General features: G+C 39.3%; 22 protein-coding genes, 2 pseudogenes and 2 riboswitches. Of the genes and pseudogenes, 19 read left to right on the forward strand and 5 right to left on the reverse strand.

Translation table 11 applies throughout. From position 1 onward, the window contains the following. Positions 1-446 precede the first annotated feature (446 nt). The 5 genes from ABC374_RS00655 (at position 447) to ABC374_RS00675 (ending at position 7,843) form a co-directional block, all read left to right on the forward strand. Positions 447-3,188 (forward strand): GTPase domain-containing protein, encoded by a 2,742-nt coding sequence (locus ABC374_RS00655; protein WP_413015214.1) that lies wholly within the window; start codon positions 447-449, stop codon positions 3,186-3,188. Between the two features lie 94 nt (positions 3,189-3,282). After that, positions 3,283-3,388, forward strand: a riboswitch (SAM riboswitch). Between the two features lie 115 nt (positions 3,389-3,503). Then, positions 3,504-4,616, forward strand: a complete 1,113-nt coding sequence (locus ABC374_RS00660) for a sugar ABC transporter substrate-binding protein (protein ID WP_350301093.1) — start codon at positions 3,504-3,506, stop codon at positions 4,614-4,616. Positions 4,617-4,672: 56 nt separating this feature from the next. Further along, on the forward strand, positions 4,673-6,175 hold the full coding sequence (locus ABC374_RS00665) for a sugar ABC transporter ATP-binding protein (RefSeq protein ID WP_413015216.1): 1,503 nt from the start codon (positions 4,673-4,675) through the stop codon (positions 6,173-6,175). A gap of 1 nt (position 6,176) precedes the next feature. Further along, positions 6,177-7,181 carry an ABC transporter permease gene (locus ABC374_RS00670; protein ID WP_350301095.1) on the forward strand — a complete coding sequence of 335 codons (1,005 nt, stop codon included), beginning with the start codon at positions 6,177-6,179 and terminating at the stop codon, positions 7,179-7,181. Positions 7,182-7,483: 302 nt separating this feature from the next. Continuing rightward, complete coding sequence (locus tag ABC374_RS00675; RefSeq protein ID WP_413015218.1) at positions 7,484-7,843, forward strand: winged helix-turn-helix transcriptional regulator; 360 nt, start codon at positions 7,484-7,486, stop codon at positions 7,841-7,843. 72 nt (positions 7,844-7,915) lie between these two features. On the opposite strand, the gene ABC374_RS00680 is transcribed toward ABC374_RS00675, so the two are convergent. Beyond that, a complete protein-coding gene (locus tag ABC374_RS00680; protein ID WP_413015220.1) occupies positions 7,916-8,446 on the reverse strand; it encodes an NAD(P)H-dependent oxidoreductase in 531 nt (176 codons plus the stop codon). A gap of 115 nt (positions 8,447-8,561) precedes the next feature. On the opposite strand from ABC374_RS00680, the pseudogene ABC374_RS00685 reads away from it, so the two are divergent. Together ABC374_RS00685 and ABC374_RS00690 are read left to right on the forward strand one after the other, a co-directional pair. Then, positions 8,562-8,693: pseudogene (locus ABC374_RS00685) on the forward strand (PadR family transcriptional regulator); the annotation flags it as partial. Further along, positions 8,694-9,047: pseudogene (locus tag ABC374_RS00690) on the forward strand (ABC transporter permease); the annotation flags it as partial. It abuts the pseudogene before it with no gap. Positions 9,048-9,214: 167 nt separating this feature from the next. On the opposite strand, the gene ABC374_RS00695 reads toward ABC374_RS00690, so the two are convergent. Next, the gene (locus ABC374_RS00695) at positions 9,215-9,838 is read right to left on the reverse strand and encodes a nitroreductase family protein (protein ID WP_350301098.1); all 624 of its coding nucleotides are present in this window, start codon (positions 9,836-9,838) and stop codon (positions 9,215-9,217) included. 125 nt (positions 9,839-9,963) lie between these two features. Between ABC374_RS00695 and ABC374_RS00700 the strand changes: the two genes are divergently transcribed. The 3 genes from ABC374_RS00700 (at position 9,964) to ABC374_RS00710 (ending at position 12,566) form a co-directional block, all read left to right on the forward strand. After that, positions 9,964-10,314 carry a winged helix-turn-helix transcriptional regulator gene (locus tag ABC374_RS00700; RefSeq protein ID WP_034305903.1) on the forward strand — a complete coding sequence of 117 codons (351 nt, stop codon included), beginning with the start codon at positions 9,964-9,966 and terminating at the stop codon, positions 10,312-10,314. 313 nt (positions 10,315-10,627) lie between these two features. Beyond that, a complete protein-coding gene (locus ABC374_RS00705) occupies positions 10,628-11,611 on the forward strand; it encodes a ketoacyl-ACP synthase III (RefSeq protein WP_413015223.1) in 984 nt (327 codons plus the stop codon). 502 nt (positions 11,612-12,113) lie between these two features. Further along, the gene (locus ABC374_RS00710) at positions 12,114-12,566 is read left to right on the forward strand and encodes a helix-turn-helix domain-containing protein (RefSeq protein WP_350301100.1); all 453 of its coding nucleotides are present in this window, start codon (positions 12,114-12,116) and stop codon (positions 12,564-12,566) included. A 139-nt stretch (positions 12,567-12,705) separates the two neighbouring features. Here the strand turns inward: ABC374_RS00710 and ABC374_RS00715 are convergent, their stop codons facing one another. Next, positions 12,706-13,062 (reverse strand): hydrolase, encoded by a 357-nt coding sequence (locus tag ABC374_RS00715; RefSeq protein WP_350301101.1) that lies wholly within the window; start codon positions 13,060-13,062, stop codon positions 12,706-12,708. Between the two features lie 188 nt (positions 13,063-13,250). Here ABC374_RS00715 and ABC374_RS00720 point away from each other — a divergent pair, with 188 nt between their 5' ends. The 8 genes from ABC374_RS00720 to ABC374_RS00755 all read left to right on the forward strand — a co-directional run bounded on the left by ABC374_RS00720 (position 13,251) and on the right by ABC374_RS00755 (position 21,447). Further along, a complete protein-coding gene (locus tag ABC374_RS00720) occupies positions 13,251-13,940 on the forward strand; it encodes a hypothetical protein (protein ID WP_350301102.1) in 690 nt (229 codons plus the stop codon). 199 nt (positions 13,941-14,139) lie between these two features. Continuing rightward, entirely contained in the window at positions 14,140-15,375 is a 1,236-nt protein-coding gene (locus tag ABC374_RS00725; RefSeq protein ID WP_413015225.1) for a S1C family serine protease, read from the forward strand. 256 nt (positions 15,376-15,631) lie between these two features. Next, positions 15,632-15,946, forward strand: a complete 315-nt coding sequence (locus tag ABC374_RS00730; protein WP_241590067.1) for a hypothetical protein — start codon at positions 15,632-15,634, stop codon at positions 15,944-15,946. A gap of 942 nt (positions 15,947-16,888) precedes the next feature. Beyond that, the gene (gene qoxA, locus ABC374_RS00735) at positions 16,889-17,818 is read left to right on the forward strand and encodes a cytochrome aa3 quinol oxidase subunit II (RefSeq protein WP_413015227.1); all 930 of its coding nucleotides are present in this window, start codon (positions 16,889-16,891) and stop codon (positions 17,816-17,818) included. A 73-nt stretch (positions 17,819-17,891) separates the two neighbouring features. Beyond that, positions 17,892-19,838 (forward strand): cytochrome aa3 quinol oxidase subunit I, encoded by a 1,947-nt coding sequence (gene qoxB, locus ABC374_RS00740; protein ID WP_101224932.1) that lies wholly within the window; start codon positions 17,892-17,894, stop codon positions 19,836-19,838. Continuing rightward, positions 19,838-20,434 (forward strand): cytochrome aa3 quinol oxidase subunit III, encoded by a 597-nt coding sequence (gene qoxC, locus ABC374_RS00745; protein ID WP_413015229.1) that lies wholly within the window; start codon positions 19,838-19,840, stop codon positions 20,432-20,434. Before qoxB ends, qoxC begins: the two co-directional genes overlap by 1 nt. Position 20,435: 1 nt before the next feature. Next, positions 20,436-20,720 (forward strand): cytochrome aa3 quinol oxidase subunit IV, encoded by a 285-nt coding sequence (qoxD, locus tag ABC374_RS00750; protein ID WP_048684982.1) that lies wholly within the window; start codon positions 20,436-20,438, stop codon positions 20,718-20,720. A 238-nt stretch (positions 20,721-20,958) separates the two neighbouring features. Further along, on the forward strand, positions 20,959-21,447 hold the full coding sequence (locus ABC374_RS00755) for a YfmQ family protein (RefSeq protein WP_413015232.1): 489 nt from the start codon (positions 20,959-20,961) through the stop codon (positions 21,445-21,447). 478 nt (positions 21,448-21,925) lie between these two features. Here the strand turns inward: ABC374_RS00755 and ABC374_RS00760 are convergent, their stop codons facing one another. Together ABC374_RS00760 and ABC374_RS00765 are read right to left on the reverse strand one after the other, a co-directional pair. Beyond that, on the reverse strand, positions 21,926-22,183 hold the full coding sequence (locus tag ABC374_RS00760; RefSeq protein WP_413015234.1) for a BA3454 family stress response protein: 258 nt from the start codon (positions 22,181-22,183) through the stop codon (positions 21,926-21,928). A 125-nt stretch (positions 22,184-22,308) separates the two neighbouring features. Beyond that, positions 22,309-23,145 carry an EamA family transporter gene (locus ABC374_RS00765; protein ID WP_413015236.1) on the reverse strand — a complete coding sequence of 279 codons (837 nt, stop codon included), beginning with the start codon at positions 23,143-23,145 and terminating at the stop codon, positions 22,309-22,311. A 153-nt stretch (positions 23,146-23,298) separates the two neighbouring features. Next, positions 23,299-23,344: riboswitch (PreQ1 riboswitch) on the forward strand. A 104-nt stretch (positions 23,345-23,448) separates the two neighbouring features. Between ABC374_RS00765 and queF the strand changes: the two genes are divergently transcribed. Beyond that, complete coding sequence (gene queF, locus ABC374_RS00770; RefSeq protein WP_413015238.1) at positions 23,449-23,949, forward strand: preQ(1) synthase; 501 nt, start codon at positions 23,449-23,451, stop codon at positions 23,947-23,949. Positions 23,950-23,969 lie beyond the last annotated feature (20 nt).

Raw genomic sequence — 23,969 nt, forward strand, 5'->3', positions numbered from 1 at the left:
CTAATTTGTCAAAGGACAAGTACTGTTCGGAGCTTATCAGAGAGCAGTTACCTTTTATGAATGAGGTACTGCTTTTTTATATGGATGAGGCAGGGTGATTTTGCTTTTTACCGTTTATAGGTAAGTTGAAGGGGTGGGCTTCTGGTAATTTAGAGGGAGAAGAATGGTTCGCTCACCTCTAGAAAAAACATATTTTCTCGAATATGGAAATGACATCTCTGTATCGGTTTATTAAAAACATTACAGTTCCAATTGTTTCTGTTTTAAAATTGTAAGAGTGGTGACATGTTGTTACCATATTGTTTTGCTAAAATAACATTTTAAGGTTTTGTAAATGATTTTTTAACTAAAGGAACCTATAGATTGAATGTTAGGTCTACTAGAAGGCTTATAGAATCAGTGATTATCCTTTAATTGAAAATATGAAATATATCGGGGGAATAAAGATGGACGAACGTCTGATCGGAAAAAAATATTATGAAACGATGATTGAGGATACAAGGAAGCACCCCATTCAAGCTTTGGGTGAAATGTTTCTCGTGGAACAAAAAAAGGAAATAGCGGATTTAACCGCAATTCGATTTGCTCAAGGAGAAGTATATTTTCAGCATCATGACTATGAGGCAGCCATTTTTAAATGGGAAAACATAGAAGGGGAACTTGGTTCATGGGCGAAGAAAAACATCGCTGATGCTTATTTTGAACTGGAAATGTATTCAACCGCAGAGGATATCTATAAATCCGTCGATACGGATGAAGCGGTCTTGAAAACAGAGGTTCTTTTGCAACTGTTTTCCCTGTACATAGTGGAATCGAGAAATGACCTGGCTTCCAATGTCGTGAAAGAAGCGGTCGAGTTCCAACCGGACTACCCGAATGTCACGGAAATTGCACGGGCCTTTTTTGAAGAACAAAAGGATTGGAACAGTGCGGTGGTATTAGCGGCGAATGAAAGTATCCGTACAGAATCAATGGGCTGGTTCGATGTACTGAAAACGTATATCCATCAAGGTGTTGCCCAATCGATGGATCCGGATTATTTTTCAACTGTCCTTGGTTCGCTTTACACACTCGACCAGGAACGTTTCGAAAAGGTGACGGTTGCCCTGTGGAAAAACTATAAATATACGGATTCTTATTTCGAATGGCTAAGAGTGATAAATAACTTGATAGATACCATCGAATTGAACCATGCGGATGTATGGGATGAGCTTTCCGTCTATTACAGGGATGCATATGCAGGTCTGTTAGAAGGAACGCACCTAATCAAGGAATTAAGTCCTGTCGTGCCAAGGTTGCTGGAAAACTGGCTCAAAATCGCAGACGGGGAGCTCTCGCTGTTTGCGGCGGCATCCGCGTTGTCCTGGAATGAAATCTTCCCGGATACGATCAATGCGTTGGTCATTCAGGACGCAGAGAGCCTGCTTTCGAAATCGCCTAAATTGGGTGGCGGACTGGAAGCGGGAGAGAAACTGTTCAATTCCATTATCCAGTGGGCTGAAGATAATGATTTAAAGGTTGGCAATAAGCTTAAATGGATGGTAGACGGGCTTAAGGATACCCGGAATTTCAATCTCCTTCTTGCAGGAAGTACAGGAAATGGCAAGACATCCTTTATTCAGTCAATCGTTGGCGAGAGCATTGCCGCTGAAGATCATTCTTCCCTAGTCAGTGTCAAAGACGGGGATGATTTGGAAATCCTTGAAATTACCGATACAGATAGCAAGGTTGTCGAGGAGCTAACTGATTTGGATGAAACACGCCGTCAGCGCGGGACTATTGTCGATGTGACGATCATCAGTGACTACCTAAGAAATAATCATCTGCGATTATTGGATACACCGGGGTTCAATGGGGAAAAAAGCGTGGAATCCGATTTCCAAGGCTATTTACACGGCAGTGATGGCCTGATGTTCGTTCTTGACGCCCGGGCGCCATTCACCGGCAGCGAACGCGATCTGTTATTGGAAATTCAAATGATGGCTCCGAAACTGCCGATTCATTTCTTATTAAATAAAATGGATACGATATACAGTGATCAGGTCGCAGTCCGGATGGAAGACGAAACATGGGATAAAGTGAATGCATATTTCCCGAATGCGAAAGTATTCGCTTTCTCCAAACATTATGACAGCAGGCAGCAATTGAAGGACCTTTCAGCCTTCCTTCAATCGAATTATCAAGATGATAATTGGAAGGAAAGAAGATCTGAAAAAATTCTGGCATTCATTCGTAAAACTTTATCTTATCTGTTAGAAAAACGGGCAGCCAATGAGCGGAAATGCGAGCATTCCATCTCTTGGAATGAACAGATGGAAGTCAAGCTGAATGGGGCGGTCAATCAACTGGCTGATTTGGAAAAAGAAAAAAGTGAAAATATCATAAGGTCGTATCGTCTGCTTAAGGACGAAGTGAAAAATCAGCTTTATTCAAAAATTCCTGAGTTACTGAGGGATTGCTCTAAATCGTTAACGGAAAGCAGTGATTTCAGTCAGGTCCATGTACAGTTAAACCAGGAAATGAATGAGCGGATTCAAAACTTCATTTCTGACAAGATCATGCCTCAATATTACCGTTCTCTTCAAGACTGGATTGCCAGTTCCCAAATGGAGTTCACACAAAGCCAGCAGTTTATGGATGAGATGAGTGCCGGATTCAATGAATTATACAAAGAAGAACGGATTACGCTGGCAGGCGACTTCAGGGTATTGGATGACTGGCGCCGTGATGCCGACCGGATGACAAGCAGTATCCGCATCGAAAACGTCAATATCCTTTTGCGCAGGACTCCATCTCAATTACTGCTTAAAGGTGCAGGGAAGCTGTTTGGGGCGATACCGCAAAATAAAGCCAATATGTACAATCGTTATAAGAAATACCTAGAAAGTGAAGATTACCTGGATGTTGCGGAAATGATCACGGAACGTTTCCTTACCCAATTTGGATTGTTTGAAAAATCTTTGGATCGTGACATCTCCCTTTTCTATCGCGGTTCATTTGCCTTACTTCAAAAAACGATTGAGCAAACGCAGACTGAAATAAAAGACTACCAGGCTGCATTGGAGCATATGAAAGAAAATCCGGAAGTTTACCGTGACCCTATCACTTTATTCGAAGTGAAATTAAGGCAGTTGGAGAGGCTTGAAAAGATTGAGAAAAAGCGTCTAGCCCAACTACAAAGAAAATAAAAAATAACGGGGAACATTTCAAATATTCAAAAATCTATTGACTTTACGACTATATCCCTATAAAGTGATAATTACGAAAACGTAACACATATATCTCTTATCAAGAGTGGCGGAGGGACTGGCCCTAAGATGCCCAGCAACCGTTCCATTAGGAATTGGTGCTAAATCCTGCAAAACAGAAATGTTTTGACAGATAAGAGAGGGACAAGTCTGCAAAACAGCCGATTAAACCTCTCTATATTAGAGAGGTTTTTATTTTGGGATTTACACCAACTTAACTGATAAGACTAATAAGAAAAAATGGAGGGAAACAAGATGAGAAGGTCTATTAAAGGGATATTCATTTCAGCCATCGCTTCGGCTTTGCTTTTAACGGGCTGCTCTACAGGGCAGAGTTCCACAGAATCGAAGAAAGAAGAAAAAGTATCATTTGAAAATGTTCCGGAAAGATTTGCTGATGGAGATGGAGCCAGAATCAAAGTGATTCGTAAAATTGGCGGTGATGATCATACGGCCCAATACCTGGCGGGGGCGAAGGAAGAAGGAGAAGCACTGGGGTTTCAAGTGGATACGTACACAGCCAATGGTGATACGGCTAAATTCCATGATGCGATAGCGCAGGCTTTGGAGGAAGATTATGACGGCTATATCATTTCACATGGAGATGATGCAGCAACTGTAAATGACGTTCAAAAGTTGGTTGATGCAGGTAAAAGCGTTGTCACATTCGATTCAATAAGCGATCTATCTAAAATAGAAGGCGTGACATTAACTTCACAAGATGATGAAGCTTTGGCAACACTGGCTTTTGATAAACTGATAAAAGAACAGAAAGGTGAAGCGGCAATTGCATATCTTTGGGTGGACGGTTTTCCTCCAATGGTACGAAGAAATGCAGTCTATCAGGAAAAATTAAAAGAAAATCCTGGAATTAAAGAAGTCGAAAGATTCGGAGTGGCATCTGCTGATACTTCAGTTCAGACACAAAATGCTGTAGCCGCAATGCTGAATAAATACCCTAAAGGTAAATTGGATGCCATCTTCGCAACATGGGATGCCTTTGCTATCGGTGCAGCCCGGGCGATTAAAGAGGCAGGCCGTGATGAAGTGAAGATATATGGAATAGATGTTTCGAATGCAGATCTCCAGGAAATCCAATCGGCTGATAGCTCATGGTCCTACACGGCAGCAGTGGATCCCAAGTTGATCGGTGCAGTGAATATGAGGATATTGGCTAAAAAATTAGCGGGCGAAGAAACGCCGCAAACCTATGACTTGGAGGCTTCACTTATTTCACAAAAGCAAATCCAAGCGTCAAAAGAAGCGGTGAACATGGCAAATCTGTCTGGTATTGTCGATGGCTGGGGTGTATCGACGGAATTTGAAGAAGATTGGATGAAAGTTTTGAAAGATCATTATAAAAAGTAAAAAGAGACACTCTCTTTAAGTAGAAGGGAGTGTCTGTTCAATAAGGGGGAATGGACATGGGCACGCAACTAGAAATGAAGAAGATTTCGATTGAATTTCCGGGGGTGAAGGCGCTGAGTGATGTTGATTTTTCCGTGAAATCAGGGACAGCCCACGCATTGGTCGGTGCAAACGGAGCAGGGAAATCGACGTTAATGAAAGTTTTATCGGGAGCCCATGTTCATTATTCAGGTGACATTTTTATCGATGGGATGAAGCGGGATATCCGCTCGCCAAAAGCGGCTCAAGAACAAGGCATTCAAATTGTTTATCAGGAAGTGGATACCGCCCTCATCCCTTATTTAACGGTTGGGGAAAATGTAATGTTGAATGATATGGTCCAAAACATGGGGAAAAAACAGATGGTCCAATGGAAAGAGCTGCACAACCAAGCCGCTTCTATTCTTGAAGATATGAAAATTCGTGTCCCTTCGAAAAAGCTGGTAAGAGACCTTACCTTGGCTGAAAAACAGATGGTCCTGATAGCAAGAGCCGTTTCGACAGAATGCAAATTCCTGATTCTCGACGAGCCAACTGCTCCGTTAAGTCATACGGAGACGACAGAACTTTTTCGAATTGTAAATGAGTTAAAGCAAAAAGGCGTGGGAATCATTTTCATTTCACATCGTCTGCCCGAAATTTTTGAAATCTGTGAGGAAATTACGATCATGAGGAATGGGGAGGGTGTCACTTGTCGAAAGAAGGAAGACATAACCCGTAACGAAGTTGTAGAGAACATGCTTGGGAAAACCATGGATGAACAGTTTCCTGAAGTGAATGCTTCGATTGGCGACGTTATTCTGGAAGTGAACGGATTGTCAGATGCAGAGAAAGTTAAAAATGTCAGTTTGAATATTAAAGCAGGCGAGATAATCGGCTTGGCAGGGTTGGTCGGGGCTGGGAAAACGGAGCTGTGTAAAACCCTTTTCGGCCATACGGCCATCATAGCGGGCGAAGTCATCCTGAATGGTCGAAAGCTTTCCTTGAAATCACCGCACGAAGCAGTAAAAAGCGGTCTGGCACTTGTACCTGAGGAACGCAGGAAAGAAGGGGTCCTTGTTCAGGAATCAGTCTCGGCGAACTTGACGGCAGCCAGTCTTGGCAAATTCTCCAAGACATTCAGCTTCGTGAATCGCAAGGCGGAAAAGGAAAGAGCGAAGGAAATGATCGCAAGTCTCGGCATTAAAACTCCTTCAGGGGAAGTGAATGTCGAAAACCTTTCAGGTGGCAATCAGCAAAAAGTAGCCATCGGGAAATGGCTTATGGCCGATGCGGATGTATACATATTCGATGAACCAACGAAAGGGGTCGATGTTGGAGCCAAGAAGGATATATTCGAATTGATTGCAGAGCTTGCAAGGAATGGGAAAGCGATCATTTATGCATCATCCGAGCTATCTGAAATCATTGGCATTACCAACCGGACATATGTGTTATATGACGGGAGCACTGTCATCGAATTAGAAACAAGTAAAACGAATGAAGAAGAACTACTATTCTATTCAACAGGAGGAAAATAGAATGAGCATACCCATTCCTGTTACACAGACAGCGAAAGCGAAGAAAAAGGTGGAACTATTCGACTTTTTCTATAAATACGGCACAATATTGACGATTATCATTCTGATTGGAATTTTTGCCGTGTCCAATCCATCTTTCATTCAAACTACAAATCTGGTCAACATCCTGCGTTCCATTTCAATCGTGACCATCATTGCGATCGGCATTACGATATCCCTGACCGTAGATGGCTTCGACCTTTCCGTCGGCTCCGTCGCATCATTGGCCAATGCCATCGTCATCTCGATGTTTGTCTGGTTTTCACAGGATACATTAATTGCTATATTAGCTGCGATCGGTGCCTCACTTGTCGTAGGGGCCTTGAATTCATTCATGATCGTTAAATTGAGAATTCCCGACATGCTGATGACATTGGCTACCATGTTCATTATCCAGGGAATTGCCCTTACCTATACAAAAGGGGCCACGGTTTCACAAAATATGGTCATGCCCGACGGGACATTCGCAACAGGACTGATCAGCCCGTTTTTCGCCAAAATTGGCCAGGTACCATGGATAATCCTGATCATGGCCGTCATTGTGATAGCGACTCATATCTTTTTGACTTATACGAAGCACGGTCGTTATATGTACATTATTGGGGGAAATAAGGAAGCGGCGAGACTTTCCGGGATATCGGTTAATAAATACAAAATCCTTGCCTATCTGCTTTCGGCTCTATTTGCTGCAATCGGGGGGATTGTCCTTGCTTCAAGGGTCATGACATCGGAGATCAATTCAGGGTCACCCTATTTAATGGATGCCGTCGCGGCAGCCTTCATTGGTTCCTCCGTTTTAGGGGCGGGAAAGCCGAATGCCTTTGGAACCTTTGTCGGAGCAGTCCTGATCGGAATCCTTCAAAATGGGCTGATCATGATGTCCGTTCCGTATTATGCGATGGATATCGTCAAAGGAACAGTGCTGGCCCTTGCGCTCGCTGTAACCTATTACAAACAAAAACATTAAAATGACAGAAATCCTATAATTGTGAATTTAGAAGATTGATAAAAATCCTGTTGGAAATACAACAGGATTTTTCCTTTTTTAAAGGGACGGGTCATGGATATAAATTTTCGCATCTTCACCATTTTACTTTTGCTAAAATGGGGGCAGGAGGACCTTTTGCTCCCTCATTGTTAGAATATAAACATTGTCCACAATAGTAAATTTTTATAGGGAACTTACTTTACCTTTCAATAAAATTGATAATGATCTATTGTAAAGTATGAACATTCATATCCTACTTAACCAAAGGAGAGTGTAAACTTATGAGCGAAACCTGTGTTCCGACTGGCGTGAAACCAAATGACACTGGCTTTGGATATACGTTGTCCTTAATAGGCGGCAAATATAAAATGATCATTATGTATTGGCTGTCTGAAAATAAGGTCATGCGGCATAATCAGCTGAAGCGGAGTATCGGCACCATTTCCTTTAAAACGCTAAGCATCATGTTAAAAGAGCTGGAGGCAGACGGCCTTATCATACGCAAGGAATTTCCCCAAATACCTCCGAAAGTAGAATATTCATTATCTGAACGTGGTCTATCTCTCATTCCATTGTTAAATATGATGTGCGAGTGGGGAGAGAAAAACAGTTTGCCAGCTCAGGAGATTGTACGGCCGTAGGTGTAGCTATTTTGATTAAATCAAAAGAAGTATTTCCTATACAAGGAAATACTTCTTTAATGAAACTGCCTATTAAAGGTTGTCGACAAAATTCAAATAATCTTGTGCGCTTTTTTCCAATTCGCTTGTGGACGGCTCATTTTCAGCACCATAAAACGCAAAGAATGAACGATAGTCTGCATTGCAGTACAGGAAGGTAGTTTCAAAGGGAGATAATAAATGTTCAAGTGTATAGCGATATCTTCCCTCTTCCCTATAATCCTCTTTGTTAATTCCGGCAGATACAGCTAAAGCAGCTTTGCGATTCTTTAATTTATCGCCTCCATTTGAACCATATGCCCAACCATAAGTAAAAACATCGTCAAGCCATCTTTTTAGGAGGGGCGGACAATTGAACCAATAAAAAGGGAACTGTAAAACAAGATTACTATGCGATTCAATTAATTGCTGTTCTTTTTCCACATTAATGTTTCCGTCAGGGTAAACCTTATTCAATTCGTGTACTGTATACTTTTCCGGATATTTCCTGAGTTCTTCCACCCATCGCTTATTTATGACCGATGTTTCAAGACTTGGGTGTGATACGATAACAAGAGTTTTCAAAGATTTCTCCTCCTTAATTCTTTATTTATTTTAAGTATAAAGTGCACCCTGCAAGAACGTAAGTATGCACTTTTAGTATAGGTACTTACCTTAAGGAGAGTGTAAAATAGGCGCTTCTTACTGGGGGGATGAGCAAGGACCAGGAGGATGAAGAAAATATTACAAACTTACATCAGTGGGTGAAGAAGGATTTAAACAAAAGCGCCTGGAATGGGAAGTTGTAAGAGATGTGATTGATTCCTTTTAGATTGGGGGAAATAAGGAAGCGGCGAGACTTTCCGGGATATTGGTTAATAAAAACAAAATCCTTGCCTATCTGCTTTCGGTTCTATTTGCTGCAATTGGGGGGATTGTCCTTGCTTCAAGGGTCATGACATCGGAAATCAATTCAGGGTCACCCTATTTAATGGATGCCGTCGCGGCAGCCTTCATTGGTTCCTCCGTTTTAGGGGCGGGGAAGCCGAATGCCTTTGGAACCTTTGTCGGAGAAGTCCTGATCGGAATCCTTCAAAATGGGCTGATCATGATGTCCGTTCCGTATTATGCGATGGATGTCGTCAATGGAACAGTGCTGGCCCTTGCGCTCGCTGTAACTTATTAAAATGAATCCGTTACGTTAATATAGTGATAAATCTGTATGTAGAGGATTTAAGAGGCTGATAGCTAGCGGTGAGTTTTAGCTATAAGAGATAGGGGAAGAGGGTTCTTTTTAACCCTCTTTCCACACTAATTTCCAATATCCGAATTTTAAAAAAGTAATTACACTCACTATATTTTGTTTTTATAAATGACTTTGTTAACATCGTGTCTTACTGTTTTGTGACCTTCTTTAATTCCTTTCCCCATGGCAATAAGCATAACATCTAAATACCTATCAGAAATTTTTAAGGCTGACTTTAATTGTTCGGAATCATACCCGGACATTGTAATGGTTTCAAGACCTGCCTCGTTCGCCAATAAAACTAACGACATTGACGCCAGGCTTGCGTCTCTTATTAATTCAACCTTTAAATCTTCTTTTGATTTATTTAGATAATAATTGATTGCCGCGTTTGTTAGATAATCTCTTACTGATGCATCAAAATAACCTTTTTGAAATTCATCCTCATGTATCATTATGATATTTTCTTTTTCAAATGCTTGATAATCACCTAGTATAACAATCAGTACTGAGGCTTCAATTACCTGTTGTTGATTAAAAGCGATGGGCAGTAACAAATTCTTTAAATATGGTTCATCTATAACTAGGTATCGTGTTGCTTGAATATTGTTTCCGTTAGGCGATTTACTGGCTCCTTCAATAAGTGTCGCCAACGTTTCTGGACTAATTTTATAATCGGGATCATACTGCCTTACGGAACGTCTTTTTTCTATAGTCTCTCTTACACTCATCGTGTTCACTCCCAATGTTATATTTGCTTTATAATCAGAGTATAATGGACCCATGATGTAGAAGAAAATAACGCACAATAAAGTGGCATAGCCACCTTTATGTGCCTATTCAGGAGGAATGAGGAATGAAGAGCCTAAATACGGGAATAAATATTTTCATGAATACTGTAGGAGGAAAGTGGAAATGCTTAATCCTCTTTTTTCTGAGTCAAAAACCAATGAGGACAAAAGAGTTTTATATTCTAATACCGGCCATTACCCAGAAAGTCTTAACCGACCAATTAAAGCAGCTGGAAAGAGATGGGCTTGTCCGAAGAGAAGTATATAAAGTGGTACCACCAAAAGTAGAATACAGTTTAACTGAGTTAGGTCAATCATTTGTACCTGTATTAAATACAATGTGTGAATGGGGCACTACATATGCAGTCGAACAAAACCTAGAAAGACAAGATCAAATCTGTCGTCATCATAAATAAGTAAGATCTGCATCAACTAGGAGTATGGATTTTTTTTGACAAGTTCAGTGATGCAAGCAGAATTTATTCAAGCTATCAGTATAATTGTAAGAAATACGTTATTAGAGGGAATGTCTTGAAGATGACTTTTGGCAGTCTCTCTAAAGATTGTATTAAACTAACAGGTGCTTTACTTTAAAGCTGCTTTGCCCCGCCAGCTCTTTTTTAAATGTAACGGTTAGTTGCATAAGATTTTTTTTGCTTTATAATTAGTACCAGGTGTTAATATCAAGTTATAAAATGATGCAATTCATACACACGAGGTGGCTATTCTATGTTCAAATCCAAAGCACGTATTACTGCGATAGGTTCGTATGTTCCTGAAAAAAGGTTAACAAATAAAGACTTAGAAAAAATGGTTGAAACCAATGATGAATGGATTGTTAAACGTACTGGTATTAAAGAACGAAGAATTGCACATGAAGAGGAGTTTACTAGTGATATAGGTTATAAAGCTGTAAAGGATTTAATGGAACGGTATGATAAATCTGTCGAAGATGTTGATATGATCATTGTCTGTACCTTTACACCTGATTTCAACACTCCAAGTGTAGCATCTTTAGTCCAAGCAAAGCTAGGTATAAAGAATACTGGAGCTATTGATTTAAACGCTGCCTGTGCAGGATTTACTTATGGGCTGCATGTAGCTAATGGATTGGTAACATCTGGTTTAAACAAGAAAGTTCTTGTTATTGGAGCTGATACTTTATCTAAACTTATGGACTATGAAGATCGAGCCACTTGTATTTTATTTGGAGATGGCGGAGGAGCAGTTCTTGTAGAATATGATGAAAAACAGCCAAGTTTTATTTCTTCACATTTATATTCGGAAGGAGAAGGCGGAAAACATTTATATAGTACAAACCTATCGACACGCATAAATGGTGAAGACTTAAATGATAGCGGCAACCTTGTACAAAATGGACGTGAGGTTTATAAATGGGCTGTCACGACCGTTCCAAAAGGAATGCAAACTGTGATGAAAAATGCTGAATATCAATTGAATGATGTTGATTGGTTCGTACCGCATAGTGCAAATTTAAGAATGATCGAGTCAATATGTGAAAGAAGCGGCTTTCCAATCGAGCGAACTTTATATAGCTTAGTGGAGTATGGAAATACTTCTTCAGCAACAATTCCATTAGCTTTAGAAATAGGATTAAAAGAAGGGAAGGTCAGTGCTGGTGAGAAGGTTTTATTATATGGTTTCGGCGGTGGGTTAGCTCAAGCCGGATTGCTTATCAATTGGACCTTATAACACTTTTTCTACAACTAATAACTGAGTTTGTACCGGAAGAAGGCCTCTCATTGGGGGCCTTCTTAAAGTATGATTCTTTGCAGAATTATATATTCAAGGTAAGGTAAAAAATATCTTTAAAGCGATGCAGGAACATGACCTTCATTTGAACTACAAATAATGAGGAAATGATATCTATAAAGAACAGTTTCCGTTATGTTTTTTACTCACGGAATCATCCTGAAGAATGGGGAATTGCAAAAGCCGCAAGAGTAATAAATGCTTCGTGAAATTAAGGAAGCGATCTTACAAGGCTTTTCTCTGCCACTTTCGTGTTAACTGGCTGCAATTTTTTAAAATTTTACCTTTCTGCAGCAGTTCCGAAAAATTAATCTGATTCCCTTGATATATCAATGTTTTCTCCGGTGTCACTCATAAGTTGCATAGTAATGCGCTTATTACTATCTTTACTTTGCATAATTCATCTCACAATACTAGGAGCAGGAAAGGCGATGAACTCATTATGATTTTTAGCGAACGGTTAAAAAAAGAACGGGAAAAAAGAAATTGGTCACAAAATGATCTTGCGGAGAAGATTCATGTGAGTCGCCAATCTGTGTCCAAATGGGAAACGGGAAAAAATTATCCTAGTATTGAAGTACTCATTAATTTAAGTGATTTATTTCAAATTACGGTAGATGAATTATTAAGGAGTGACGAGGAATTGAAAGAAAAAATAATAAGGGAAAGTAAGCAGTTAGCATTTCCAAAAAGGAAAATGTTTTTTGATATCGTATTTTTAATAGGAGCATTTTTGTTAGTGTCCAAATTAATTATCTTTGGACTTAATAAATTTGCCGGCACAGATATTACCATTTTAAAAAGCATGCCAGTTTTAGCGAATTTTTTACCATTTGCTTTGATGGTTATTGGCGGTATTGGTTCAGATTATTTGAAGGATAAATATGTAGATTGAAAGAACTCTGCTTATAAAACTGATTAATGAATCACAAAATGGAATCTTGTATTTCCTTTGTTGGGGGCAGGAAAACTTTTTGATTGAACTTGATCATAAAAGAACAGAACCTTTGGATTTCAGGTTCTGTTCCTATTTCTTATTTGAACTTTTGCACTTCTTCTTGTCCCTCGAATTTGTTATCTTTCAATATGCCGATTTCTTCAATATGGTTTCGTGCCGTTTCATCCCCTAATTTATAAATGAGGGCATAAAGCCTTTTCATGGCTGCATCGTATTTATCATTTGCTCGGTCATGATGATAAAGAAGGTAGGGCACATGTGAACGGGCATATGCCTCCAGGTCATCTGTCCGGTGTTCCTCCAAGCATTGTTTCAATTCTGCAAGTTCCTCATCGGTTGCGTGTACAGTGAAGCTTGGATTCTCTTCAAGTTTTTGTGCGAGTACGTCGCCGCTGACCAAATCGACATGATAGGTCTGTTTTTCCTGCATCATTCTGCGATCATCCTTTCTAGCGTTTATCTATTCTGTACCACTATTTGTAAAAAGTTAATCATCAATGTAAACATTTCCTTAATGAAAAAGATAGGAAATAGAGGTATCGGATTTCTTATCAAATGGTATAAGATGAATTTACAGAATAATATGGAAAATTAAGGAGTGATATAGTGAAGAGGTCAATCATGGTTATTTTTTTGGTGTTGATTGCTTCAGGCTGCGTAACAAGGAATTATGATTCCAATATGGATTTAGGGAAAAGTCAGTTGAATGAGGAAAATTATTTAGAAGCCCATGAGGCATTTGTATTAGCTTATAAAGAAGCAAAAACACCGGAATCAAGGGAGTTAATGGATCTTTCAGGTTTTCTGGCGAGTGGAATGAAGAAATACGACGAACAGGATTTTGATTCGGCCAAAAGCGATTTTGAAGAAGCAACCGCATATAAAGCAAAATACCGGGAAGGTAAACTAATGGTTTCAAAGGCGGTGGAAATGCAACCGGTATCAGAATCCGCCACGATTGAAGAAGTAGAGGGAAATGACAAGGCGGAACCGGCGGAGGAAGCAACTGTGGACGGAACCATTGGATCCAAACTAGAAGATGAGGCGGCAACGGATACAATAGGCAAAGAAGAGAGCAAGGCTTCGGTTGGAACATTAAGTAAATCTCAGGCAGAGAAGCTTGTGATGGATTATGTGGACATGGAAAATTTTCCGAATTTGGATATCGAATATGATCATGATGCTGAAAAGGGAGATTACATTTTTCATGTTTTCGAGGTGGATGAACCTAGTCAGAAAAGTGGCCACAAAACCACTTGGGGCTGGTATGGAGTGAATAAAAAGACTAAAGAAGTTTATGAAGTCTTGTAGGATAACTGTATGGTCGAATTGAAGGCCCCTGTTGAGGCCTTTTTATTTTGCAGTGCAGCAGCAAATTACAGGATTCGATATAATTTTATAATTTTTGTGAAAATGTTGCCCTATTCTTATTTTCTTAAGAATTTTTTAATATTTCCTGTTTATGATTGAGTCAAGTAAAGGATAAAGGAAAATCATAGGAGGGATAAAGATGGAGAATTATAATGGTGATGAGCAGGTCAGAGTGAAGGCAGAACGGAAAAAGGGAAAGTCTCTTTGGCTAACTAGCCTTGTTTCCGGAACGGTTGCTTCTATGGTTACATCGTCTGTATTTCTATTTGGCGGGGACTTTATAGATCAAGGGAGTAGTTCAGTGAATGAGTCAACCGAAACGGCAGGTGTACAGCAAACGGAAAGTGTTGAAAAAGATAAAAGTGTCACGGCGGAAAAGTTATCGACGAGTACTGATTCAAATGATAGGGCCGAGATGGTCGAATCAGCATCCAAATCGATAGTCGGGGTCGTGAATTTACAGGAGATGCAAAACCAGAACCCGTACCAGCGGCAAAGCACGGAGAGCGAAACGGTTGAGAGCGGCACCGGCTCAGGGGTCATCTATAAAAAAGCTGATGGGAAAGCCTATATCATCACGAACAATCATGTTATTGAAGGAGCTAAGGAAGTCGAAATTTCATTGTATGATGGACAAAAGGCAACGGCAGCTGTTGTAGGGGCTGATGCTTTGACGGACTTAGCGGTTTTGACAATTGATGCCTCGATGGCACCTGAGGGAATTAAATTCGGGAATTCCGATAGCATGCGTCCAGGTGAAGAAGTATTGGCAATTGGCAATCCTCTTGGACTTGATTTTTCACGATCGGTTACACAAGGGATCGTCAGTGCGACCGGACGCTCCATTTCAGTCGATACCTCGGACGGGGAGTGGGAACTTGATGTCCTTCAAACAGATGCAGCGATCAATCCCGGCAATAGCGGGGGTGCATTGATCAACACCGCTGGGGAAGTGATCGGGATAAACAGTTTGAAGATTTCCGAAAACGGTGTGGAAGGCTTAGGGTTTGCCATACCAAGTAATGATGTGATTCCGATTGTTACGGAGCTGATTGAAAATGGAAAAATCACGCGCCCATATTTAGGAGTCAGCTTGGCCAGTATGGAAGAACTGCCGCAATATTACATTCAAAATGTTCCAGAAGCCGTAAAGTCCGGCGTAATGGTGACGAGTATAGAAGCGGGATCGGCTGCGGCGAATGGAGGGCTTAAGCAACAGGATATCATCGTTGAGATTGATGGAACGAAAATTGATACTGCTGCAGCATTAAGGAAATACTTATATTCAGATAAGAAAATCGGCGATAAAGTAAAGGTTAAAGTATATCGAGGCACTGAAGAGAAAACGGTAACGATCACCTTGCAAAAACCATAGAAAGAGGTAAGGCCCCTGATTATTCAACAGGGGTCTTTTATTGGAAGTTTTTTTATAGTATTCAAAAGGTTAATATCGGAAAAATAGATAGTGTATTTGCCCTGTTTTTGCAGTTTGTTCATATAGTCTTGAATACCTAAAAGTGAATGGTGGCGCCTTCTATTTGTCAAGGTTTTCATCGTTGATATGTTAAAAAATAGAAAAGATTTGACAAATTTGTGAAATGTCATAAAATAGAAAGAAAGGGGATGAAATTATGGAAGCTAATCAGAAGATGTTAGATGCAGTTAAATGGGTATCGGGCACAGGTTGTGTAATCGGAATTATTATTTTTGCTTTAAGTTTCTTTGTAAGCGATTACAATAAGGATTATATATTTACCGCTGTTGGAATCGCCATCACATTAAGCGCAGCTGCCATTTTTCTAGTTGGTATATTTTTTGTCCTGACAGAAGAAATGGTAATGAATACACATAAAGGCAAAAGAATTGAACCGGAAACGACTAAAATCATAAAAATGAAAACAAAGGCTAAAGCTCCAACAAACAGAAGTACAGAATTCAGTAACTAAAACGAGGAATACAGGGCAATATACTGTTTTTCTAAACAGAACTAGTTGTTCTTTTGCCTAACTTGCTGAATTTGAGTCATCTTGATCTCAATCAATGAATACGCTTTCATTTTATGTATATCAGAATCGAATTACCGATTTGTTACATTTTAAACTATATCCACGAGAAAAGGACACTTTAAGAAGTCCTTTTTTCGTGGATTTTTTTCTATGTACTTTTAACTAAAAATTCAAAAGGGATACAGGTATCAATATGGGGTTATAGGACAGTGGGTTTTGCTAAAGGGGATTTGATAGAACCACTTCTACCAAGCCTATTGCTAAACGGCTGTTTTAAAAATACTGACAGGCCATAAGGATTGCGAAAGAACCCAATTTCATTTCAAACTCGTCGTTTCCTTATATATATATAATATTGACCTGTGTTGGATCATAAGGATATTGAAGCATGGAGACAATATCGTGTCCAATGTGTCTACCATTTACCAACCTCCATGGCCGAGTGAAAAAAATCCGTTTTAAATCATGTTTTCTAACGATAAATACCTAATTGACAGGATAGGTAATATAATTCATAATCTTTAAGAGTTTTGAGGCAATATACACAGTGAATATAATGTGAAATTTTTATTTCATTATATTAGAGTAATATTAAATGGAAAGAGGATCGGTACTATCTGCAATCCTGTACTGATAAGTGAATTTTCAAAGGCAAGATATGAAACATTTATTATATTTCATTTGCTGAAGATTTTCGAACATTTCAGTTCATTTACCATCTTCTTACTGCTCTTTAATGAACTTTATGTGACAGATGTCACTTTGTATTGTCTTTTTTTAGACTTGGGATTAATATTGGTATGTCGGGGTTTGTGAACATGGTAACACTTTGTCCGAATAATTACCAATTGGAATTTTATTATGTAAGAAAGGGGTAGTACTATGAAAATAAAATGGGCTCTATTAACTATACTTTTTACTATTGCCACTGTGCTAACCGGTTGCGATAACCCATTAATGGTCTTGGACCCTAAAGGGCCGGTAGCTGCAACACAAGCAGATGTTATTATGATTTCGATATGGACAATGGCCTTTGTCGTCCTTGTCGTTATGGTACTGTATATCTTCATGATAATGAAATATCGTGCTTCCAAACAACGTGATGATTATGAACCGCCTCATATTGAAGGAAGTAAGGTTCTTGAAATAATTTGGGTTGCGATCCCAATTCTAATCGTCGCTTTCCTATCCGTTGTTACTGTTAAAACAACAAATGAAGTTGAGGCAACACCTAAAGGATACGGTGATCAGGAACCTTTAATTATTTATGCTTCATCTTCCAACTGGAAGTGGCATTTTAGTTATCCGGAAGAAGATATCGAAACAGTCAACTATCTGTTTTTACCTACTAACCGACCAATTGAATTTAAACTTTACTCATTCGGTCCAATCTCAAGTTTCTGGATTCCGCAACTTGGAGGACAAAAATACGCGATGTCGGACATGGTTAATACGTTGCACTTAGCAGCTGATGTACCAGGAGAGTATATGGGTCGAAATTCAAACTTCAGTGGTTCAGGTTTTGCTCAGCAAACGTTCAACGTTAATGTACTGTCTGCAGAAGAATACGATAAGTGGGTAGATGAAATTAAAGCTACTGCTAAACCGATTACTGAGGAAAAATTCAATGAATTATTAAAACCTGGTCATGTGGGACAATCCACTTACACTGGAACTCACTTAGAGTTTTCTCCAGCTCCTGAAGGGGAAAATGCTGGTCATGACCACGGATCTTCTGATAAGGAAGAAAATGCTTCCAAGGATTCACACGAGGAACATTCAGAACACAGCAACATGAATCATGATCACTAAGAATTAATTTCGTTCGATAAAACAACTAGGTTTACAAGATAAGGAATATTTTCCTGAAAGGAGTCACAAAAGTATGGATTACTTTGATCGATTTGCCGTACCTCATCCAAGTCCTGCGATTTATGCATCCATGGTTGCCATTGGTTTAACCATGATTGCGGTTGTTGCCGGAATTACCTATTTTAAAAAATGGGGTTACTTATGGCGTGAGTGGTTAACAACGGTTGACCATAAACGTATTGGTATCATGTACATCTTGGCAGCACTGCTTATGCTTTTCCGTGGTGGCGTCGATGCTCTTATGATGCGTGCTCAAACGGCTATTCCAGATAACGGTCTTTTGGATGGACAGCATTATAATGAGGTATTTACAACACACGGGGTCGTCATGATCCTGTTCATGGCTATGCCATTTATCATTGGGTTAATGAACATTGTCACACCATTGCAAATTGGAGCGCGTGACGTAGCATTCCCACGTCTGAACGCAGTAAGCTTCTGGTTATTCTTCATGGGGGCAATGCTATTTAACATCTCTTTCGTAGTCGGTGGTTCTCCTGATGCAGGTTGGACATCTTACTTCCCGCTGGCAAGTAACGATTTCAGTGAATCAGTAGGTTCGAACTATTACGCGATTGCAATTCAAATAGCTGGTATCGGTACATTACTGACTGGTATCAACTTTATCGTAACAATCTTGAAAATGAGAGCACCTGGCATGAACTTAATGAAAATGCCAATGTTCACATGGTCTATCTTGATCACAAACTTCATTATCGTTTTTGCTTTCCCTGTATTGACAGTGGCACTTGCGTTGATGACAATGGATCGTCTATTCGGAACTCAATTCTTTACGATGGCCAATGGCGGTAGCGATATGCTTTGGGCGAACTTGTTCTGGGTTTGGGGACATCCTGAAGTTTATATAGTAATTCTTCCGGCTTTCGGTATTTACAGTGAAATCATTTCGACATTTGCACGTCGTAACCTGTACGGGTATAATTCGATGGTTATCTCCATGGTAGCTATTTCTACTCTATCTTTCATTGTATGGGCTCACCATTTCTATACAATGGGTCACGGTGCAATGGTTAATGGTATCTTCTCGATTACCACGATGGCAATTGCCGTCCCGACTGGTGTTAAGATTTTCAACTGGTTGTTCACACTTTGGAAAGGTAAAATCGTGTTTACCGTTCCAATGCTATACTCTTTAGCTTTCATTCCGATTTTCACGCTCGGTGGGGTAACAGGGGTTATGCTTGCAATGGCAAGTGCTGACTACCAATACCATAATACAATGTTCTTAGTAGCTCACTTCCACTACGTTTTAATCCCTGGTACTGTATTTGCCGTACTTGCTGGTTTCACGTACTGGTGGCCAAAAATGTTCGGTTTCATGTTGAGCGAAAAGATTGGGAAATGGTCGTTCTGGTTCATTACAATCGGCTTTAATGTAACATTCTTCCCGATGTTCATCACTGGTTTAGATGGGCAGGCACGTCGTATGTATACGTACTCTGAATCAACAGGGTATGGTCCATTGAATATGCTCTCGTTCGTTGGAGCGATTGGCTTGGCAATAGGTTTTGCACTTATTGTGTACAATATCTATTGGAGCACTCGTTATGCGTCAAGAAATATTTCAAACGATCCATGGGATGCACGTTCACTAGAGTGGGCTACACATACACCAATCCCTGAATATAACTTTGCAATTGTGCCAACAGTTGATTCTACAGAAGCATTCTGGGATTCAAAGAAAAAAGGCTTTAAGTTATTTGGCGGTAAAGTAGAAAAGATCCATATGCCAAATAACAGTGGTGTGCCGTTTATCATGAGCTGTATCTTCTTCGTTTGGGGCTTTGCGATGGTATTCAGCATGTGGATCATTGCAATCATTGCAACGATCGGTATCTTTGCTTGTATGATTCACCGTTCATTCGAAAAAGATCACGGACGTTATATCTCTGTTGAAGAGATCGAAGAAACTGAAAATAAATTGCGAGGTGCTAAGTAATGAAAATAGATAACTCGCTGCCACTAGAATATAGCACGGAAGAAAATCGCTTAAAGATTTTTGGATTCTGGATTTTCCTAGGAGCAGAAATAGCTCTTTTCGCTACACTATTCGCCACTTATTTTGTATTGGTTAATGGAACTGGAAATGGTCCAACAGGGGAACATCTTTTTAAACTCCCAACCTTAATGTTCCAAACAATCTTTCTTTTAACAAGTAGTTTTACCATAGGTCTTGGAATCAATGCAATGAGACTTGGCAGACAGAAAGCAACGATTGGTTTCTTCATTATCACCCTTATTCTTGGTTTAGGCTTCTTGGGAGTCGAAATTTATGAATTCGTGGAGTATGTACATGAAGGAGCAACCATTCAAACAAGTGCTTTCTTATCTAGTTTGTTTACATTACTAGGTACGCATGGAGCTCACGTTACACTTGGTTTATTCTGGGGAACCTTCATCGTCATGCAGATCAAAAAGCGCGGTATGACTCCAGAAACAACAAACAAGGCTTTCATCTTTTCACTTTACTGGCATTTCTTGGACGTTGTCTGGATTTTCATCTTCAGTTTCGTCTATCTGAAAGGAATGATGTAATATGAAAGAATTATTCCCACGGGGCCAAGTTATGGGATTTGCGTTTTCTCTAGTCCTGACTTTGGTCGCACTATCAGTTATTATGTTTGATCTCTCACTAAAAATGGCCATGATCATCCTGCTTGTTACAGCTTTCATGCAAGCTGCACTGCAATTAGTTATGTTCATGCACGCAGGTGAGTCTGAAGATAAAGCATCGATTTACACAAACGTTTATTACGGATTGTTCGTTGCATTGGTTACAATTTTCGGTACAATGCTAACAATGATTTGGGGATATCAATAATCGATTCCGGAAAAGCTGGGCGTCTTGATGACGCCCAGTTTTTTTGTATTTTAATAAGTATAAATTTGTTAAGAAGGATTTGGATGAAATCATTTTGTTTAGTATAACCATTTCGGAACATTATATTTATTAAGGGGAAATTGTGTTTAAGTACAATGTTTTACCAAAGTAAAACGTTAATAGAACGGACACATCTTCTAAGAAAAACTGCCAGCCCTATTGATATAATAAGTTATATATGAAAGAAATAATTTATAAATGTAGCGGAGATGATGAATTGACATTGCCGGTTTTGATTTTGACAATTATCTTAAGTTTGTTAAAAATATTGGTTTCCTGTCTTCCAACCGATGCTGTTAATTGGATTATCAGCAAATTTAAAATACACTCAGAAATTAGTGGCGGGAATGCGATCGTATCCTTTGACGGAAAACGTTTGGAAGGTGAAGAAAAAATTCAAGTTATTAATCATTTTAATAACGCCAGATTTTTGAAGAAAAATCATATATTCCCGGGTAACGAGCAATTGTTTTTACATCCAGAGGACAGTGGGACTCCATTGGTCATTGATACTAAAAAAGGCAAAATTGATGTTAAGTTATTTGTGTACATTTACAATGACCGCGTGGATGTAGTTAAACAGTACAAGAAGAAACTCATTTCTTATAGTTTGTTTTCCGATAGCCTCCAAGAACGTTCCGTGCCATTAATAAGTAACTTAGCTTAAAAGAACCAAAAATCAATTATTATCAAGTTTGTAGACATAAGGGGTTCTATCTAAATTTTAAAACAAAGTTGATTGGAACGGAGGGTACGAGACTCCTGCGGGAAATGCGAGTCCAAGGGAGACCCCGCAGGCGCAAAGGCGCCGAGGAGGCTCCCGGACCGCCCGCGGAAAGCGAGTGCCTGGAGTGGAAATTAACGTTTAAATTGTCTAAAGTCTGAGACGGTCCTTTAAAAGATCGTCATTTTTTATAAGTCTTTTATTCATTTAGGTACTTTTTTCATTAAAGAAAATTCTTAATTACTTGTTATTCAGATTGAGAGGTTTACTTACACAAACTGACGACTGAATTTTAGTGTCTTTGTGTTTTTAAATAGGAGGGAATTGCTGCAAGAGGGTCTTTAATCGTGCATATGAAAAATATTTTGGATATTATTTAATGGTAATAAAAAAGCAGGTATCTATTACGATGCCTGCTTTTTTATGCTTTCCATTGCTTTTCAACTTGATGAAGGGCTTGTTGTAAAATTACTTCATGATCTGTACCCGGTTTAGTAAGGACGTTAGTTTGATAAGATTTTCCTTGGAAATCAACTGTTACTGTAACTTTTACCATTATGCATCTTTCCTTTCTTGATTCAGAATTAAATGAGGTGGTTGTACCTATTTCTTTAATACCCGTGGCAGAGGATTTTTCAAACATTTCAAAAGCTGTAAAATCGAAAGAATTAATATTCAAAATTATCTGATATTTTTAAGCATGTGTCAACATTTTTTTTTGACCTGCCACATTTCCCGGTTAAATAAAAAACGACCTGGCTTGAAACACATGACAGCCAGGTTGTTTTTGTAAACGAACTATATTCATATTTTAGTTAAAATAATACCGATTAATGCTGCAAGAACACCAGCAATTTGATAGATTTTTAGTTTTTCCTTGAATAAATAACATCCAGCGAATACGACAACTAAACAGTTCAGGCTGACGACAGGGAAAATGATGCTTGCAATCCCGGTGTTCAATGCAAAGAAATAACATCCATAGCCTATCATACTTAAAAAACCTACTAAGGAACCGATTTTGACTTCCTTTAGCTTGATTTTTTCTTTTTTAAAGGCCAGAGCCGAAAGAAGATAAAGCATTCCGCCTCCATACATTGATACTAAGATATCAAGGGAGTTTAAATGAAGACGTGTTGATGTCGTCATTAGAATTCCGAGCACACCAAATGATAAGATGGAGAATAATGTGTGCATGATCCAAGGGACATATTGATGGTTACCTTTGGCGTTAGGTGTATACTGGATAACTAATGTAGCGAGAAACATGCAGACGATTCCACTCCACTGCAAGGAAGAAATATGTTCGTGAAAAATTAAAGCTGCACAGAGTATGGGGAATATTGCATTCGCTGCGATTAATGGTGATGTCAAGCTTGCCGGCCCTTTTTCAAAGGCGCTTGCCATCTGGATGTTACCATTAGCGTTCAGTACACCAATTGCTGCACCAAGCATGATGGACAGCCAGTTCAGCTGTAAACCATCCATAAATACTCCATAAATAATGGACAAAATAAAAGCTGAAAAATAAAAGAAAAATTGGATATGTATCTTGGAATATCCTTTTCCGCTGCTCCATTTGAAAATGCTGTTATTGATTCCGAAACATAAGCTTGTGATGAGTGCTGCAAAAATCCACATGTGTATATTCTCTTCTTTCTTATAGGTTGAACTGCTTTTTCCATTTTAAACTGAATATATAAAGGAATCAAACCCAATTTAAGAGAGTTGCATTGACAGATTGACTATTTTTTTTTATATTTACTAAGACAATTTTAAAATATTTCCCGATAAACGGGAGAGGTTCATAGCATCACCCTCTTAAAAAAACTATGGCTTTGATATTTTTCGCGAATCAACCATATCTTTGAGGAGATATGGTTTTTGTTATATAGAGGCCCATTTTATGAATCTCCCTGAAACGTGGGATTAGGAGGACTTTTCATGTCTGGAAGAAAAGAAGAAGAATTAAAAAAAGAGATCACACTGCTTGGGAATCAAGGAACAAAATATACATTTGACTATGCGCCTGAAATCCTTGAGTCATTCGATAACAAGCATCCGAACCGGGATTATTTCGTCAAATTCAATTGCCCGGAATTCACTAGCTTATGTCCGATAACGGGCCAGCCGGACTTTGCTACCATTTACATCAGCTATATTCCCAGTGTGAAAATGGTGGAAAGCAAGTCTTTGAAACTTTATTTATTCAGCTTCCGCAATCACGGTGATTTCCATGAAGACTGCATGAATATCATAATGAATGATTTAATCGAATTGATGGATCCTAAATATATTGAAGTCTGGGGCAAGTTTACACCTAGGGGCGGAATTTCCATCGACCCTTACACAAATTATGGGAAACCAGGTACGAAGTATGAGGAAATGGCGAATTACCGCTTGATGAACCATGACTTATACCCGGAAACCGTGGATAATCGCTAAAGAATAGGAGAGACAATGGG

The organism is Peribacillus phoenicis, assembly GCF_047238085.1.
Lineage (GTDB): Bacteria > Bacillota > Bacilli > Bacillales > DSM-1321 > Peribacillus.